Source organism: Mizugakiibacter sp. (assembly GCF_039680435.1).
Classification (GTDB): Bacteria; Pseudomonadota; Gammaproteobacteria; order Xanthomonadales; family Rhodanobacteraceae; genus Mizugakiibacter.
This window is the reverse complement of the sequence record NZ_JBDKSX010000060.1, coordinates 99817-115838: the sequence shown is the minus strand read 5'-3', so window position 1 is coordinate 115838 and position 16022 is coordinate 99817. Positions and strand designations below refer to the sequence as shown.

The window sequence follows — 16022 nt, the reverse complement described above, 5'->3', positions numbered from 1 at the left end:
CCTCTAGAATTTCGGGTTCACCGCCGGAATAGCTCAGTTGGTAGAGCGGCGCATTCGTAATGCGTAGGTCGTAGGTTCGAATCCTATTTCCGGCACCAGTCTTCGCGCCTCATCTCCCGCCACGGGCGAGGCGCTCCGCGAGGCCCGGCCCTGCCGGGCCTCGCGCGTTTCCGGGCCGCGTGAACCGCGTCACATGGCGCGGCGGGGCGCATGCCGCTCGTCGGGCAAATCGCGCCGGTGGTCCGCCCGCCGGTGGTCATGGACGCGGCCTTGGCTATCCTGCCTGCGGGGAAAGCCATCTGGGGAACCCGTCGATGACGCACCACGGTTCAGCGCGTGCCGCGCGGGGCGTGTCCCTGCTCGAGGTCATGGTCGCGATCGTCGTGTTCAGCCTCGGCCTGCTCGGGCTGGCGCTGATGCAGATCAAGGGCGCGCAGTTCGGCAAGGAAGCGGGCTCGCGCACCCACGCGATCCTGCAGGCGCGCAGCATCGCCGACGCGATGCGCGCCAATCCGTCCGCGGTCAGCCTCGGCTCCTACACCACCTACGCCGCGGCGCCGCCGACCGCGCTGGTCAGTTGCGCCAGCAACTGCACGTCGGATCAGGTGGCGAGCAACGACGTATACGTGTGGCTGCAACGGCTCAAGGCCGAGGCGGCCGGATCGTCCGGCACGATCGCGGGGCCTTCCAGCGTCACCGGCGCCTACACGGTTACGGTGACGTGGTCCGGGCAGGGCGCGGCCGGCACCAGCACCAGCGATAGCTACAGCTTCGACTACCTGCCGTGAGGTGCGCCGCCGTGATCCGTCACTCCCGCCCCGGCCGTGCCGCGTGCGCCCCGCGCCAGACCGGCTTCTCGCTGATCGAGCTGATGGTCGCGATGGTGCTCGGCCTGATCGTGGTGGCCGGCCTGATCAACGTGCTGCTGGCCAACCGCAAGGCCTTCCACCTGCAGGAAAGCGGCAACTACACGCAGCAGAATCTGCGCTTCGCCAGCGACCGCATCGGCTGGTCGCTGCGCGAGGCCGGCTTCTGGGGCGGCAACCGGGTCGGCATCGTGACGTTCACCAGCCAGGCGAACAACGCCACCCTGAGCAGCCGCAGCGGCTGCGATTCGGGCTGGGTACGCGACCTGACCAACGAGATCTACGGTTACGCCGGCGGCAGCGCGTTCCCGTTGTCCGGCTGCGTCGCCGCCGGCAACTACGTCAAAGGTTCCGACGTGCTGGTGGTGCGCTACGTCGGCCCCGACGGCATCGACCCCGCTGCGGCCTCGACGGTCGCGGCCCTGCCCAGCCCGGTGCTGCTGGTGTCCGCCATCGGCCAGCAGGCAGCCCTGTTCAAGCGCGGCGAAACCGTGCCGACGACGCCGCCGGCCGCCGCCATCGGCCGCTACGTCTATCCCTATCACGTCGAGCTGTACTACCTGCAGCCATGCAGCGACGCGGGCGCCGACGGCATCTGCGGCACCAGCGACGACGGCGATGCGGCCGAGCGGGTGCCGACGCTGATGCGACTGCGCCTGGACAGCACCGGCCTGATCGCTGAACCGGTGGTCGAGGGCGTCGAGCAGATGAAGGCCGAGTACGGCGTGATCGACGCGGCGAACCCCAACCAGATCGTGCCGGTGCGCTATCTCTCCGCGGCGGCGGTGACCGCCGGCAACCTGTGGCCGCAGGTGATCGCGGTCAAGCTGGGCCTGGTCGCGGTGGGACAGACGCCGGACCAGGGCGTCGGCTATTCGGGCACGTTCTCGCTGACCCCGGATCTTGCCGCCACCGACGCGAACGCCTGCACCTACGTGGTCACGCCGACCTCGGTCGACGCCAGCAAGTGCCCGGGCTTCACCCCGTACAGCCGCGGCAGCTTCACCGCCGGCAAGTTCGTGCGCAACGCCATCGTGCAGACCGTGCAGATCCGCAACCGCATCAGGAACAAGTCATGAGCCGCAACCTGAGCACTGCGCGCCGCCAGCGCGGCGTCGCCCTGTTCGTCGGACTGGTGTTCCTGGTCGTGCTGTCCGTGGTCGCGGTGATCGCGATGCAGGGCACGCTGCTGGAAATGCGCATGGTCAACAACGTGGCCAGCCGCGAGCGCGCGTTCGAGACGTCCGAGTCCATGCGCACCGCGCTGACCACCTCCGGCTCGACCTCGCTGTTCGAGGAGCACATCTTCAACCGCGGCTGGCCGGCGTCGTGGAGCGGCGAGATTCCGGACGACAACTTCGATTTCGACCCGTCCAAGGCGCCCTGGAACGCGTTCCAGCGTGGCCTGACCAAGGACACCAACGGCCATCCGGAGCTGCTCTACTCCAGCCTGCAATCCGGCGAGAGCCTGTACGCCCCGAATACCTGGAAGACCGACGTGCTGCTGTGCCTGCCCGTCAGCGGCACCAGTTGCACCGGCATACCGACCGCCGCGCTGGCCGTGGTGCCCGACGGCACGGTGCTGGGCGAGGGCAGCGGCGGCGCGCAGGCGGCCGGCTATCGCGGCATCGGCAGCGGCGCGGCCGGCGGTGGCGCGTCGAAGTATTTCGAAGTGATGAGCGTCGCCACCGCGCCCGGCAACGGCCGCGCGGTCACCATCAGCCAGTACCGCATCGCGGTGCGCAACTGACCCCGGCAGGAGCTTCGCCATGTTGATCCGGACCATTACCCTCAAGGGCTTCGTCGCCGGCCTGGCGGCCGCGCTGGTCGCGCTGCCGATGCTGGCGGCGATGCCGGCGTCCGCCGCGCAGATCTCCGACAAGACCATGGGCGACTTCACCGCCTATCCGGTGATCAACACCAGCGCCGTGCCGCCGCTGACGATGTTCGTGATGTCGCGCGACGAGCAGCTCTACATCAAGGCCTACACCGACTACACCGACCTCGACGGCGACGGCATCGTCGATACCACCTACAACAACAACTTCAGCTATTCGGGCTATTTCGATCCCGACCTTTGCTACACCTACGACACGACGATCAGCGTCAACAGCCATGGCGGCGTGTTCACCGCATCGGGCGCCGCGACCAGCCACCAGTGCAGCGGCCAGTGGAGCGGCAACTTCCTGAACTGGGTGGCGATGAGCCGCGTCGACGTGCTGCGCTACGTGCTGTACGGCGGCTATCGCGTCGTCGACACCACCAGCCAGACGGTGCTGGAACGCTCGTTCATCCCCAGCGACCTGCACGCCTGGGTCAAGGTGTACAACGCGTCGGACGTCAACAAGTACACGCCGTACAGCACCTATCCGATCTCGATGTGCAACGTCTCCATCGCCGACGGCACGACGACGCTCTCCAACAACAGTCCTCCGCTGCTGCGCGTCGCCAAGGGGGCGTTCAGCGAATGGGGCTCGACCGCGCGCGAGCAGTGCCTGTGGCGGGAGGCGATCCAGGCGAAATTCGGTACGCAGGGCGATATCAATCCGGGCGACTACGCCTCCAGCAGCAACGACAAGCTCGACGAGCTGAACGTGCGCGTGCAGGTCTGCAACGCCAGCGGCACGCAGGAATCGTTCTGCCAGGCCTACACCGACAGCTCGAGCGTCACGCACTACAAGCCGATCGGCCTGCTGCAGAAGTACGGCGAGAAGCAGCAGATGCGCTTCGGCCTGATCACCGGCAGCTACTCGGCGCCGCGCACCGGCGGCATCCTGCGTCGCAACATCAACTTCATCGCCGACAACGGCGGCGATACCAGTTGCAGCAACAGCAAGAACGAGATCAACCTGCAGACCGGCCAGTTCTGCAACCAGAGTTCCGGCAACGAAGGCATCGTCAATACGCTGAACCGCTTCCACATCGTCGGTTGGGACGCCAACAGCGATAACTACGGCGACTGCGGCACCTACGGCATCCTGCAGCGCAACGTCTCGGGCGCCAACGGCCACCTGCTCGACCCCGACGGATCGGGCGGCACCACGGCCTATCGCTGCAAGGACTCCGGCAATCCGCTGGCGGAGATGTACGCCGAAGCGCTGCGCTACATCATCGGCAACGGCGCCACGCCGACCAGCAGCTACAACCCCAGCGAATCGACGCTCAGCGACCTTTCCAACCGGCCGGCGACCGTGCCCTCGATGACCGGCCTGCCCAACGCGACCTGGGCCGACCCTTACAAGACCGCCACCAGCCCCGAAGGCGCGCCGTACTGCGCCAATTGCAACATCATCGTGCTCAGCACGGGCCTGAACTCGTTCGACTCCGACGGCATCGGCTCGGTGCCCAACCTCAAGCTGCAGGCCGACGCGGCGACCACGCTGGTCGGCAACAACGAAAACCTCAACACCAAGACCAGCACCGGCGCGCCGCAACAGTGGCTGCTGGGCCGCGTCGCTGCGCTGGACAGCACCACCTACCAGGACACCTGCCTGCCGCAGACCGTCACCGACCTGGCGCTGGCGCACGGCATCTGCCCGGACATCCCTTCGCTGGAAGGCGGCTACCAGTTGGCCGGCCTCGCTTACGAGGCCTGGACCAACGACATCCGTTCCGACCTCACCGGCACGCAGAAGGTGCAGACCTACGCCATCGCGCTGGCGGAGACGCTGCCGACGTTCCAGATCCCGGTGTCCACCGGCGGCGGCAACTACGACCTGATCACGATCACCCCGGCCTGCCAGGCCAACAACAACGGCAGCGCCTTGCTGAACAGCGCCACCGGCTGGCGCAGTTGCTACCTCGGCAACCTGGTGATCGGCCAGAAGACGTCCACCACGCTCACGCAGGCCCAGTGGCTGAAGATCGCCGCCAACCAGAATCCCGGCACGGTCACCACTTGCACCAGCAACTGCCGGGTGTTCGGCCTGCCGACCACGTCCGACGCACACGGCCCGACCTCGGGCAGCTTCGAGATCGTCTGGGAAGACTCGCAGTGGGGCAACGACCACGACCAGGACGTGACCGAGTTGCTCAGCTTCTGTCGCGGCGCCGCCTGCAGCTATGACGGCAACAACGACAAGGTGCCCGACATCTGCGAGGGCACGCCGTCCAACGCCTGCAATGCCAGCAACATCCAGGACAGCCAGATCCTGGTGCGCACGGAATCGCTGGTCGCGTACGCAGGCAATGCGCTGCAGATCGGCTATACCGCGGCGGGCGCGTTCAATGCCGGCAACGGCCAGGCCGCCAGCGGCGCCAAGTTCACCGTGCTGCGCCCGGGCAACACCAACGGCAGCCTGCTGTTCGGCAGCTACGGCGGCGCGCGCAGTTGGTCGCCGCCGTCGGTGGAGAAGTACACCACCGGCCCGGCCGAGCAGCGTCCGCTGGACAACCCGCTGTTCTTCGCGGCCAAGTACGGCGGCTTCAACGACCAGGACGGCAACAACCTGCCGACCTACGGCAATCCCGCCGAGTGGGACGTGACCAACAACTTCACCGGGCAGAAGGGTGCCGACGGCATCCCGGACAACTACTTCCTGGTGCGCAACCCGGCGCAGTTGTATTCGCGCCTGTCGCAGGTGTTCGATTCGATCCTCAAGCGCGCCGGCTCCGGTACGGCGGCAGCGGTGGTGTCGAACAGCGCGCGCGGCATCGGCCTGACCTACCAGGCGCTGTACCTGCCCGAGCGCAAGGACTCGGCGGGCGGAGTCGCCAGTTGGATCGGCTCGCTGAACGGCCTGTGGACGGACACCTACGGTTACCTGCGCGAGGACGGCAACGCCAACGCGATACTCGACGACTACGATACCGACCCGGTGATCGCGTTCTTCTACGACATCAACGACCGGCGCACCAAGTTCAAGCGCTTCACGCTGAGCACCGCCGAAAAGCAGGACCCGACCAAGTTCGATCCGGAAACCTCGACCAGCTATGAAGTGTGCGACCTTGATGACGCACAGCCGAATTGTTCTGGTGGGCCACTCCGCACGGTCTGGAGCGCGCAGAAGCAGCTATGGAGCAACAGCAGCACGTTCGCCGGCCAGCGCGCCTACGCGGGACAGATCACCGATGCCGGGCCCAGCCGCTACGTCTTCACCTGGGTCGACGCCAACCATAACGGCGTGGTCGACAGCGGCGAGCAGCGCCAGTTCATCTGGAGCGGCAGCAGCTCCAGCAGCGACGGTTTCTGGGGCGGCGTGACGACCTCGAAGGTCAAGGGCGTGACGACGACGGCCTACGTCGGTAACTTCGAGTTCCTGAACTCGGACGACCCCGGCGACGGCACTTCGACCAATCCCGGCGAGGCGCAGAACATCCTCAAGTGGATCCGCGGCTTCGAAGTGACCGGCATGCGTCCGCGCACCATCGACTATGACAACAACGGCACGCTGCGCACGATGCGCCTCGGCGACATCGTGGACTCCACCCCGGTGGTGGTGAGCGCGCCGTCCGAGGCCTACGACCTGCTGTACGGCGACGACACTTACGGCGCGTTCCGCAACGTGTACCGCAACCGTCGCCAGGTGGTGTACGTCGGCGCCAACGACGGCATGCTGCATGCCTTCAACGGCGGCTTCTTCAACTCCAAACAGCAGGCAATCGGCACCCTGCCGCCGACGGACGCTTCGGGCAACTACGTGCCGGTGCAGCCGTCCAAGGCCACCCCGACCGCGCAGCCGCTCGGCAGCGAGCTGTGGGCCTACGTGCCGGGCAACCTGCTGCCGCACCTGCGCTGGCTGACCCGCAGCGACTACACCCACGTGTTCTACGTCGACGGCAATCCCGTGGTGACCGACGCGCGCGTGTTCGACACCGGCTCGTGCACGCCCGCGCAGGATCCCTGCATCGACAGCGCCGGCCACGTCGACGGCTGGGGCACGTTGATGATCGTGCCGTTCCGGCTGGGCGGCGGCCCGATCAAGCTGCCGACCTCGAGCGCCGCCGACGGCAACAGCAATTGCGACCCGACCGCGCCGGTATACGACTCGACGCACTGCACCAGCCAGCAGTCGTACTCGGCGTTCGCGGTGCTCGACATCACCAATCCCGAAGCGGTGCCTACCGTGCTGGCCGAGATCGTGACCCAGACCTACGCCTCGTCGGTGCCGGCGATCGCCGTGGTGCACGACAAGATCAACCAGGGCAGCATCATCACCGGCGGCACCTCCGGCACCAGCACCGGCAAGTTCTTCCTGTTCATCGGCAGTGGCGCCACCGACAACGGCGGCCTCGGCAGCCAGGGCGGGCGTGCGGCGTCGAACCAGGCGATGAAGGTGTCGGTATACGACCTCGCCACGATGGTCGGCTCGACCCATTCGGTCACGCCGCTGCGCACCTTCGACTTCACCAACGTCGGCGGCAGCAGCCTCGGCGCCAACAGCTTCGCCGGCGACCTGTTGGCTTCCGACTACGACCTCAACTATGCGGCCGAGTCGATGTACTTCGGCAGCGTGCGCGACGTGCGTCCGGCGGGCAGCACCGACAGCAACGAGTTCTCCGGCTCGCTGTACAAGATCGGCATCAACGAGGACACCGACCCGGCCAACTGGACCGCGGACCTGGTCTACAACGCCGATCGCCCGATTACGGCGCATCCGACCATCGGCCGCAACGACCGCGGCGCGCCGATGGTGTTCTTCGGCAGTGGCCGCATCTTCACCAAGTACGACATGGCGACCAAGGGCCAGCAGAAGATCGTCGGCCTGATCGACACCTCGCTGCTGCCGACCACCGACCAGCAATACAAGGCGCTGCCGCTCGCCACCAGCGATCTGGTCGACGTCACCGGCCTCAACGTCAACACGAGCGGCACGCTCAGCGGCAGCGGCGCGCCCAGCGGCGTGACCACCTTCAGCCAACTGCTGAACAGCTTCGACACTGCCGGACAGCTCGGCTGGTACATGAACCTCGCCGCGCCTTCCGCGACGCCGTCAACGGATCCGGACGGCACCCCCGTCGGCGCGGCCGAGCGCGTCATCGCCAACCAGGCGCTGATCGGCGGCGTGCTGCTGACCACCAGCTACGTGCCGGGCACGGACACCTGCACGGACGTGGGCACCGGTTTCCTGTATGGTCAAAACTACAAGACCGGCACCGCCGACCCGTCGCTGCAGTTCTTCGGCACCAACGCGGACGGCACGGTCAAGCGCGCGATCAGCCTCGGCTCCGGCCTGCCGGCGGCGCCCAGCCTGCATATCGGCGAGGGCACCGGCGCGCGCGAGGTGACTGCCTGCGTGCAGACCTCGACCGGTGCGATCATCTGCAAGAAGATCCTGACGCTGCTGTCGGTGCACCCGGGCGAGGTGTCCTGGCGCGAGCCGACGGGCAAATAAGGGGGAAGCATGCGAGCCACACGAGGTTTCTCGCTGATCGAGCTGATGGTGGTGGTGGCGATCATCGCCATCCTCGGCGCGATCGCGATCCCGTCGTACCGGCAGTACGCGCTGCGTGCGCACCGTGCCGACGCCAAGCGCGTGCTGATGGACGCCGCGCAGCGCCAGGAGCGGTTCTTCTATTCGAGCAATCGTTACACGGCCAATGCGGCGTCGATCGGCCTGTCCGCCAGCTCGGCCGGCAGCTACTACACGTTCGGCATCGTCAGCGCCAGCACCACCGCCTATTCGCTGCGCGCCGTACCGGTCGGCAGCCAGGCGCAGGACACGCAGTGCGCCACGCTGGGCATCGACAACACCGGCAAGCGCACCGCCAGCGGGACCGCGGCGGCCACGCCGGACGACTGCTGGGGCAAGTGACGTGCGCGCCCGCCGGCTGCTTCCGCTTGCGCTGCTGGCCTTCGCCGCCGTCACCGCGGGCGGCGACTATTACAAGTGGACCGACGCCAACGGCACGGTGCACTACGCGCAGCAGCCTCCGCCCGGGCAGCGCAGCCAGCGCGTCAGCGTCGATGCCGGCAGCGGCATCACGCCGCCTCCGGAGGCGGCGCAGCCGGCCGCCGACGCCGCGCCGGGCGGCGGCAGCGCGCTGGACAAGGCCGATGCGCAGTACACCGAGCGCGCCTGCGCGGCCGCCCGCGCGAACCTGCGACTGCTGGAAAGCGGCAAGGGCATGGTGATCAGCGGCGACGTCGACAGCGGCACCAAGCTCGGCGCCGAGCAGCGCGCCAAGGCGATCACCGACGCGCGCGCCCAGGCCGCCGCGACCTGCGGCAAGCCATGAGGACGAGCGAAATGCGGACGACGCGACACTCCGGTTTCAGCGTGATCGAACTGATGGTGACGGTCGTCGTGATGGCGATCCTGGCCGGCATCGCCCTGCCGAATTTCCGCGACTTCATGCACCGCAACGCGGTGACCACGGCGACCAACCATCTGCTCGCCGACATCCAGTACGCGCGCGGCGAGGCCGTCGCGCAGCATATGCAGGTGACCGTCTGCGCCAGCACCAACGGCATCGCCTGCGCCAGCTCGGCGCCGTTCGAGGGGGGCTGGGTGGTCGTGTGCAACGCGCCGGCCGCCGCGGCGACCACCGCCGGCACGGCGCTCTCGCTGGGCCCGACCTGCCCGGCCGCGAACACCCTGATGCGCGTGGGCCAGCCCACTGCCGGGATGACGATGCGCGGATCGAGCGCGCTGACGTTCCAGTCGACCGGCAGCCTCCCGGACGGCAGCGCCGTCGCCACCGTGCGCGTGTGCGCGAAGAGCAGCGATTCCGACAGCCTCGGCACCAACACGACCAAGGTGCCGGGCAGCCTGCTCAGGGTCGACCCCTCGGGACGGCCCTATGCATCGGCGATGACCGCGACCGACACCTGCAACTGACCGGCTGGCGCTGCGCGCACGAAAAAGGCCGGGATGCGACATCCCGGCCTTTTTAGTTGACGAACTGGTGGGCGGTACAGGGTTCGAACCTGTGACCCCTGCCGTGTGAAAGCAGTGCTCTACCGCTGAGCTAACCGCCCGAAAGAGCGCGAAATTCTAGGGGCTGCGGGCCGGCACGGTCAAGCCCCGCGCGAGGGCCGGCGTTCGATGCCGCGCGCGGGTGCGGCGCGGGAGTTCAGCGGCGGGTTGCTAGAATCCGCGCCCCGATTCCATGCATGCGGACCCGCCCGATGGACCTGATCCAGCACGAGCTTGCGCAGTTGCTCGCCGCCTTGCGCGCTTTCGAACTCACGCCCTGGAAGGCGATCGGCTTCCTGGGTTCGCTGATGTTCACCAGCCGCTGGTTCGTCCAGCTGTACTACACGCGCAAGCACAAGCGCGTGGTGATGCCGCTGGCGTTCTGGTGGCTTTCGGTGTCCGGCAGCGCGCTGCTGCTCGCCTACTTCGTGTTCGGCAAGAACGACTCGGTCGGCATCCTGTCGAATTTCTTCCCGGCGTTCGTGTCGGTCTACAACCTCGCCGTGCACCTTCGCCACCACCGCCCGATGGTGGTCCGCCCGGGCGGTTCCGAGGAAAGCTGAGGCCGCGCCGCGTTCATTCCGGATCGTAGTCCAGCCACGAGGCCAGCCAGTGCTCGGCCTCGGCGAGCTTCCAGCCCTTGCGCCGCGCGTAGTCCTCGATCTGCTCCTTGCCGAGGCGGCCGACCACGAAATACTGGCTGTTCGGATGGGAGATGTACCAGCCCGACACGGCCGCCGCCGGATACATCGCACAACCTTCGGTCAGCTCGATGCCGGCGTTGCGGGTGGCGTCGAGCAGGCGGAACAGGGTGCGCTTCTCGGTGTGCTCGGGGCAGGCCGGGTAGCCGGGCGCGGGGCGGATACCACGATATTTTTCCGCGATCAGCTCGTCGTTGCCGAGTGCTTCGTCGGGCGCGTAGCCCCAGAATTCCTTGCGCACGCGCTGGTGTATGCGTTCGGCGAAGGCTTCGGCGAGGCGGTCGGCCAGCGCCTTGAGCAGGATCGCCGAATAGTCGTCGTGCTCGCGCTGGAAGCGTTCCAGGTGCGGCTCGATGCCGATGCCGGCGGTGACGGCGAAGCCGCCGAACCAGTCCGCGACGCCGCTGTCCCTCGGCGCGACGAAGTCGGCCAGGCAGAAGTCCGGGCGCTCGACCGGCTTCTCCACCTGCTGGCGCAGGAAGTGCACGGTGGCGAGCCGCTCGCCGCGCGCCGCGTCGGCGTAGACCTCGACGTCGTCGCCCACGCTGTTGGCGGGCCACAGGCCGATCACCGCGCGCGCGGTCAGCCACTTCTCGCCGACGATGCGCGCGAGCAGCGCCTGCGCGTCGCTGTACAGCTCGCGCGCCTGCGCGCCGACCACGGCGTCGTCGAGGATCGCCGGGAAATGGCCGGCCAGCTCCCAGGCGTGGAAGAACGGCGTCCAGTCGATGCACGCGGCGAGTTCGGCGAGGCCGTAGTCGTCGAACGTGGTGATGCCCGGCTTGCGCGGCGCCGGCGGCGCGTAGGCGCGCCAGTCGCAGGCGTAGCGCTGTGCGCGTGCCCGCTCCAGCGAGACCAGCCGCTTGCCGGAGCCGCGGTTGCGGTGGCGCTCGCGCACTTCGGCGTAGTCGGCGCGGATGCCGGCGACGAACGCGTCGATCTGCTCCTTGCTGACCAGCGTCTGCGCCACGCCGACCGCGCGCGAGGCGTCCTTCACCCACACCGTCGGCGCCTTGTAGTGCGGCTCGATCTTCAGCGCGGTGTGCGCGCGCGAGGTAGTGGCGCCGCCGATCAGCAGCGGCACCTGGAAGCCCTGACGCTGCATCTCGCGGGCGACGTGGCCCATTTCCTCCAGCGAGGGCGTGATCAGGCCGGACAGGCCGATCATGTCGGCGTTCTCCGCCTTCGCCGTATCCAGGATCTTCTGCGCCGGCACCATCACGCCGAGGTCGATCACCTCGAAGTTGTTGCAGCGGAGCACCACGCCGACGATGTTCTTGCCGATGTCGTGCACGTCGCCCTTGACCGTGGCCACCACGATCTTGCCGTTCGACTTCATCGCTTCGCCGGTGCGCGCCTTCTCGGCCTCGATGAACGGGATCAGGTGCGCTACCGCCTTCTTCATCACCCGCGCCGACTTCACCACCTGCGGCAGGAACATCTTGCCGGCGCCGAACAGGTCGCCGACGATGTTCATGCCGTCCATCAGCGGGCCTTCGATCACGCCGAGCGGGCGGGCGGTTTGCAGGCGCGCCTCCTCGGTATCCTCGACCACGTACTGGTCGATGCCGTGCACCAGCGCGTGGCTGAGCCGTTCGCGCACCGGCAACTGGCGCCATGCCGCCGATTCGGCGGCAGCTTCGCCCTTTTTCGCCTTGTAGCGCTCGGCGATCTCCAGCAGGCGCTCGGTGCCGTCTTCGCGGCGGTTCAGCACCACGTCCTCGACCGCCTCGCGCAGTTCCGCGGGCAGCTCGTCGTAGATCGCCAGCGCGCCGGCGTTGACGATGCCCATGTCCATGCCGGCGCGGATCGCGTGGTACAGGAACACCGAGTGGATCGCCTCGCGCACGGTGTTGTTGCCGCGGAACGAGAACGAGACGTTGGAGACGCCGCCGGAGACGTGCGCCAGCGGGAATTCGCGCCTGATCCGCCGCGCCGCCTCGATGAACGACACCGCGTAGCCGTTGTGCTCCTCGATGCCGGTGGCGATGGCGAAGATGTTGGGGTCGAAGACGATGTCCTCGGGCGCCAGGCCGACCGTTTCGGTCAGCAGCTCGTAGGAGCGCCGGCAGATCGCCGCCTTGCGCTCGACCGTGTCGGCCTGGCCCTGCTCGTCGAAGGCCATCACCACCACCGCGGCGCCGTAGCGGCGCAGCAGGCGCGCCTGCTCGAGGAACGGCGCTTCGCCTTCCTTCAGCGAGATCGAATTGACCACGGGCTTGCCCTGCACGCACTTCAGGCCGGCCTCGATCACGCTCCATTTCGAGGAGTCGATCATCACCGGCACGCGCGCGATGTCCGGCTCGCCGGCGATCAGGTTCAGGAAGCGCACCATCGCCTTTTCGGCGTCGAGCAGGCCCTCGTCCATGTTGATGTCGATGATCTGCGCGCCGTTGGCGACCTGCTGGCGCGCCACCGCCAGCGCCTCGTCGTAGCGGTCTTCTTTGATCAGTTTCTTGAACTGCGCCGAGCCGGTGACGTTGGTGCGCTCGCCGACGTTGACGAAGTTGATCTGCGGCGTGATCACGAACGGTTCCAGGCCGGCCAGCCGGCAGTACGGCTCGATGGCGGGGATCGCGCGCGGCGGCAGCGCGGCCACCGCCTGCGCGATCGCGGCGATGTGCGCAGGGGTGGTGCCGCAGCAGCCGCCGACGATGTTGACCAGGCCGGACGCGGCGAACTCGCCCAGCGTCGCCGCCATCGCCGCGGGCGTCTCGTCGTACTCGCCGAACGCGTTGGGCAGGCCGGCGTTCGGATGCGTGCTGACGTGCGTGTCGGCGACCTGCGCCAGCGCGTCGACGTACTGGCGCAGCTCGGCGGCGCCGAGCGCGCAGTTCAGCCCCACCGACAGCGGGCGCGCGTGACGCACCGAATACCAGAACGCTTCGGCGGTCTGTCCGGACAGCGTGCGCCCGGAGCGGTCGGTGATGGTGCCGGAGATCATCACCGGCAGGCGCCCGCCCAGTTCCTCGAACAGCATGTCGAGCGCGAACAGCGCGGCCTTGGCGTTCAGCGTGTCGAAGATAGTCTCGACCATCAGCGCGTCGGCGCCGCCCTCGACCAGCGCGCGCGCGGCCTCGACGTAGGCGACGACCAGCTCGTCGAAGCCGACGTTGCGGAAATCCGGACGGTTGACGTCGGGGCTGATCGATGCGGTGCGGTTGGTCGGGCCGAGCACGCCGACGACGAAGCGCGGACGCCCGGGCGTGCGCGCGCTCATCGCGTCGCAGGCCTCGCGCGCCAGGCGCGCGCCCTCGCGGTTCAGCTCGGGCACCAGGTGCTCCAGCTTGTAGTCGGACTGGCTGATGCGCGTCGAATTGAAGGTGTTGGTTTCGACCAGGTCGGCGCCGGCCTCGAGATAGGCGTCGTGCACGGCGCGGATGATGTCGGGCCGGGTCAGCGTCAGCAGGTCGTTGTTGCCCTTCTGGTCGCAGCCGCAGCCGGGACCGTGCGCGTGCGCGGTGGCGCTGTCGCAGCCCTCGGCGAAACGCTCGCCGCGGTAGCCCGCCTCGTCCAGCCGGTGCGCCTGCAGCATGGTGCCCATCGCGCCGTCCAGCACGAGGATGCGGCGGGCGAGGGCGTCGAGCAGGCGTTCGCTGCGCTCGGGGCGCAGCCAGGGCAGGGCGGGGCCGTTCACGTGTTTCTCCGGGTCCATGGTCGATGCGTTGCTGGGAGTCGCGGGGTGTTGTCGAAGTCAGCCGGTCGCCTGGCCGGGCTTGCGCGCCAGCAGCGACAGCACCTCGAAATGCGGCGGCCGGCGCTCGCGCGAGACGCGCGCGCAGCTCAGCACCTCGAGGCCGGCGCGGCGCGCGTAGCCGGTGAGGTCCTCGCGGCGGAAGCCGAGGTTGCGATGGTCGAACGGCGCCACCGCGGCCTTGTGCGCGTGCCGCGCCAGCGTCGCCGCCAGCAGGCGGCCGCCGGGCTTCAGCACGCGCGCGGCCTCGGCAAGGGCCTGCGCGGGGCGGTCGCTGTAGGTCAGCGCGTGCATCATCAGCACCAGGTCGAAGCGGCGCGCGCCGAGGTCGAGCGCGTGCATGTCGCCCTGGCGCACCTCGACGTTGCGCAGCGCCTTCAGGCGTTCGCGCGCGGCCTCGACCACGCGCTCGCCGGAGTCCACGCAAACGATCGCGTGCGCGTGCGGCGCCAGCAGCTCGGCGAGCACGCCGTCGCCGGAAGCGACGTCGAGCACGTCGCCGGTTTCCAGCAGTTGCAGCAGCGTACGCGCCAGCGTTTCCCAGGTGCGGCCGGGCGAATAGTGGCGCTCCATGTCGCCGGCGACGGTGTCCGCCCAGCCCGACGCGCCGGCGCGTCGCGCCAGCACCCCGGGCAGGCGGGCGGCGTCGTCGGCCAGCAGGGCGTCGTCGACGCTGGCCTCCAGCGCGCGCAGCAGGTTCTCCTCGCGCGTGTCGAGATCGCCGTTGAAGCGGTAGTAGGCGGACACGCCGGCGCGGCGGTCGCGCACCAGCCCGGCTTCCTTCAGCTTGGCCAGGTGGGTGGACACGCGCGGCTGGGCGAGGCGCAACACCTCGGCCAGTTCGGCGACGGTCAGCTCCTCGCGCTGCAGCAGGGCCAGCAGGCGCACGCGGGTGGAATCGGAGAGCAGGCGCAGCAGGGACGACACCGCAGCCAGGTCCATTATTCCATCCTTCCATCGCGATAAAGGGATAAATAAGCCTAGGGCCGCGCGCGGACAGCGTCAAGGCGTGCGCGCTATGCTGGCGGCTTTGCCGACGACGCGGACCCCGATGCGAGGCCTGACGCTTGCGCTGATCCTGCTGCTGCTGATGCCCGCGATGCGCGCGTCGGCTGCGCCGACGGTCGGCCCCGACGATTTCCTGCGCGCGCGCGTGCAGCGGCCGGATGGCCTGCCGTACCGTCTGTACGTGCCGCCGTTCGCGCGGCCGGGCGCGCGCCTGCCGCTGATCGTGTTCCTGCACGGCGCCGGCCAGAACGGCGACGACAACGATGCGCAGATCGCCCACGGCGCCAACGGCGCGCTGCAACTGCTCGACGCGGCGGTGCGACGGCGCATCCCGGTGCTGTTCGCCGCGCCGCAGAATCCCGTCGATTACTGGAAGCCGGCCGACGTGATGGCGGTGATCGCCGACATCGAGGCGCGCTGGCCGGTGGATCGCCGCCGCGTCTACCTCACCGGCCTGTCGTCCGGCGGCACCGGCGTGTGGGACCTGCTGAAGGCGTATCCCGACCGCTTCGCCGCCGCGGTGCCGATGTCGGGCATGACCGAACGGGCCGGACTGGCGTCGATCGTGCGGGTGCCCGAATGGGTGTTCCACGCCGCCGACGACAACGACACCGACGTGGAGACCGGCTACGGCGGCGCAATGGTCGGCTCGCGTGCGGTGGTGCGCGCGCTGCGCGCGGCCGGCGGCCACCCGCGCTATACCGAGTACGCGCACGGTCCGCGGCCGGCCACCCACGTAATCTGGCCGCGCGCCTACGCCACGCCCGGTCTGCTCGACTGGATGCTGCGCCAGCGCCTGCCCGCGGACGCGGCGGCGCCGGGCGAAAGCCGCTAGAATAAGCCGGTTCAAACGCGCGTTCGACGCGTTGGCGGACACCCCAAGGCAACGATCGCC

The 16022-nt window shown here is 68.8% G+C and carries 11 protein-coding genes and 2 tRNA genes; 10 read left to right on the top strand and 3 right to left on the bottom strand.

The features are described 5' to 3' along the window. Positions 1 to 22 precede the first annotated feature (22 nt). The 8 genes from ABFC67_RS06760 to ABFC67_RS06725 all read left to right on the top strand — a co-directional run bounded on the left by ABFC67_RS06760 (position 23) and on the right by ABFC67_RS06725 (position 9646). A tRNA-Thr gene (locus ABFC67_RS06760) sits at positions 23 to 98 on the top strand. Between the two features lie 252 nt (positions 99 to 350). Beyond that, positions 351 to 788 carry a type IV pilus modification protein PilV gene (gene pilV / locus ABFC67_RS06755; protein WP_346737228.1) on the top strand — a complete coding sequence of 146 codons (438 nt, stop codon included), beginning with the start codon at positions 351 to 353 and terminating at the stop codon, positions 786 to 788. Positions 789 to 799: 11 nt separating this feature from the next. Then, entirely contained in the window at positions 800 to 1945 is a 1146-nt protein-coding gene (locus ABFC67_RS06750; RefSeq protein ID WP_346737227.1) for a PilW family protein, read from the top strand. Further along, on the top strand, positions 1942 to 2616 hold the full coding sequence (locus ABFC67_RS06745) for a PilX N-terminal domain-containing pilus assembly protein (protein ID WP_346737226.1): 675 nt from the start codon (positions 1942 to 1944) through the stop codon (positions 2614 to 2616). Before ABFC67_RS06750 ends, ABFC67_RS06745 begins: the two co-directional genes overlap by 4 nt. A gap of 19 nt (positions 2617 to 2635) precedes the next feature. After that, a complete protein-coding gene (locus ABFC67_RS06740) occupies positions 2636 to 8200 on the top strand; it encodes a hypothetical protein (RefSeq protein WP_346737225.1) in 5565 nt (1854 codons plus the stop codon). A gap of 9 nt (positions 8201 to 8209) precedes the next feature. Beyond that, positions 8210 to 8620 carry a type IV pilin protein gene (locus tag ABFC67_RS06735; protein ID WP_346737224.1) on the top strand — a complete coding sequence of 137 codons (411 nt, stop codon included), beginning with the start codon at positions 8210 to 8212 and terminating at the stop codon, positions 8618 to 8620. Position 8621: 1 nt separating this feature from the next. After that, positions 8622 to 9044, top strand: a complete 423-nt coding sequence (locus tag ABFC67_RS06730) for a DUF4124 domain-containing protein (protein WP_346737223.1) — start codon at positions 8622 to 8624, stop codon at positions 9042 to 9044. Positions 9045 to 9055: 11 nt separating this feature from the next. Beyond that, on the top strand, positions 9056 to 9646 hold the full coding sequence (locus ABFC67_RS06725) for a GspH/FimT family pseudopilin (RefSeq protein WP_346737222.1): 591 nt from the start codon (positions 9056 to 9058) through the stop codon (positions 9644 to 9646). A gap of 65 nt (positions 9647 to 9711) precedes the next feature. Here the strand turns inward: ABFC67_RS06725 and ABFC67_RS06720 are convergent. Further along, positions 9712 to 9786 (bottom strand) — tRNA-Val (locus tag ABFC67_RS06720). A gap of 135 nt (positions 9787 to 9921) precedes the next feature. Between ABFC67_RS06720 and ABFC67_RS06715 the strand changes: the two genes are divergently transcribed. Then, positions 9922 to 10287 carry a lipid-A-disaccharide synthase N-terminal domain-containing protein gene (locus ABFC67_RS06715; RefSeq protein WP_346737221.1) on the top strand — a complete coding sequence of 122 codons (366 nt, stop codon included), beginning with the start codon at positions 9922 to 9924 and terminating at the stop codon, positions 10285 to 10287. A 13-nt stretch (positions 10288 to 10300) separates the two neighbouring features. On the opposite strand, the gene metH is transcribed toward ABFC67_RS06715, so the two are convergent. Together metH and ABFC67_RS06705 are read right to left on the bottom strand one after the other, a co-directional pair. Further along, a complete protein-coding gene (gene metH / locus ABFC67_RS06710; protein WP_346737240.1) occupies positions 10301 to 13969 on the bottom strand; it encodes a methionine synthase in 3669 nt (1222 codons plus the stop codon). Between the two features lie 150 nt (positions 13970 to 14119). Then, positions 14120 to 15061, bottom strand: coding sequence for a metalloregulator ArsR/SmtB family transcription factor (locus ABFC67_RS06705; RefSeq protein WP_346737220.1), 942 nt, complete (start codon positions 15059 to 15061; stop codon positions 14120 to 14122). Between the two features lie 109 nt (positions 15062 to 15170). Between ABFC67_RS06705 and ABFC67_RS06700 the strand changes: the two genes are divergently transcribed. After that, entirely contained in the window at positions 15171 to 15962 is a 792-nt protein-coding gene (locus tag ABFC67_RS06700; RefSeq protein WP_346737219.1) for a PHB depolymerase family esterase, read from the top strand. Positions 15963 to 16022: the final 60 nt, after the last annotated feature.

What these genes read in the sequence shown, in the direction of transcription:
- ABFC67_RS06745 (WP_346737226.1), top strand. Translation starts at nt 1,942, where the DNA reads ATGAGCCGCAACCTGAGCACTGCGCGCCGCCAGCGCGGCGTCGCCCTG.
- ABFC67_RS06740 (WP_346737225.1), top strand. Translation starts at nt 2,636, where the DNA reads ATGTTGATCCGGACCATTACCCTCAAGGGCTTCGTCGCCGGCCTGGCG.
- ABFC67_RS06735 (WP_346737224.1), top strand. Translation starts at nt 8,210, where the DNA reads ATGCGAGCCACACGAGGTTTCTCGCTGATCGAGCTGATGGTGGTGGTG.
- ABFC67_RS06725 (WP_346737222.1), top strand. Translation starts at nt 9,056, where the DNA reads ATGCGGACGACGCGACACTCCGGTTTCAGCGTGATCGAACTGATGGTG.
- ABFC67_RS06715 (WP_346737221.1), top strand. Translation starts at nt 9,922, where the DNA reads ATGCGGACCCGCCCGATGGACCTGATCCAGCACGAGCTTGCGCAGTTG.
- metH (WP_346737240.1), bottom strand. Translation starts at nt 13,969, where the DNA reads ATGGGCACCATGCTGCAGGCGCACCGGCTGGACGAGGCGGGCTACCGC.
- ABFC67_RS06705 (WP_346737220.1), bottom strand. Translation starts at nt 15,061, where the DNA reads ATGGACCTGGCTGCGGTGTCGTCCCTGCTGCGCCTGCTCTCCGATTCC.
- ABFC67_RS06700 (WP_346737219.1), top strand. Translation starts at nt 15,171, where the DNA reads ATGCGAGGCCTGACGCTTGCGCTGATCCTGCTGCTGCTGATGCCCGCG.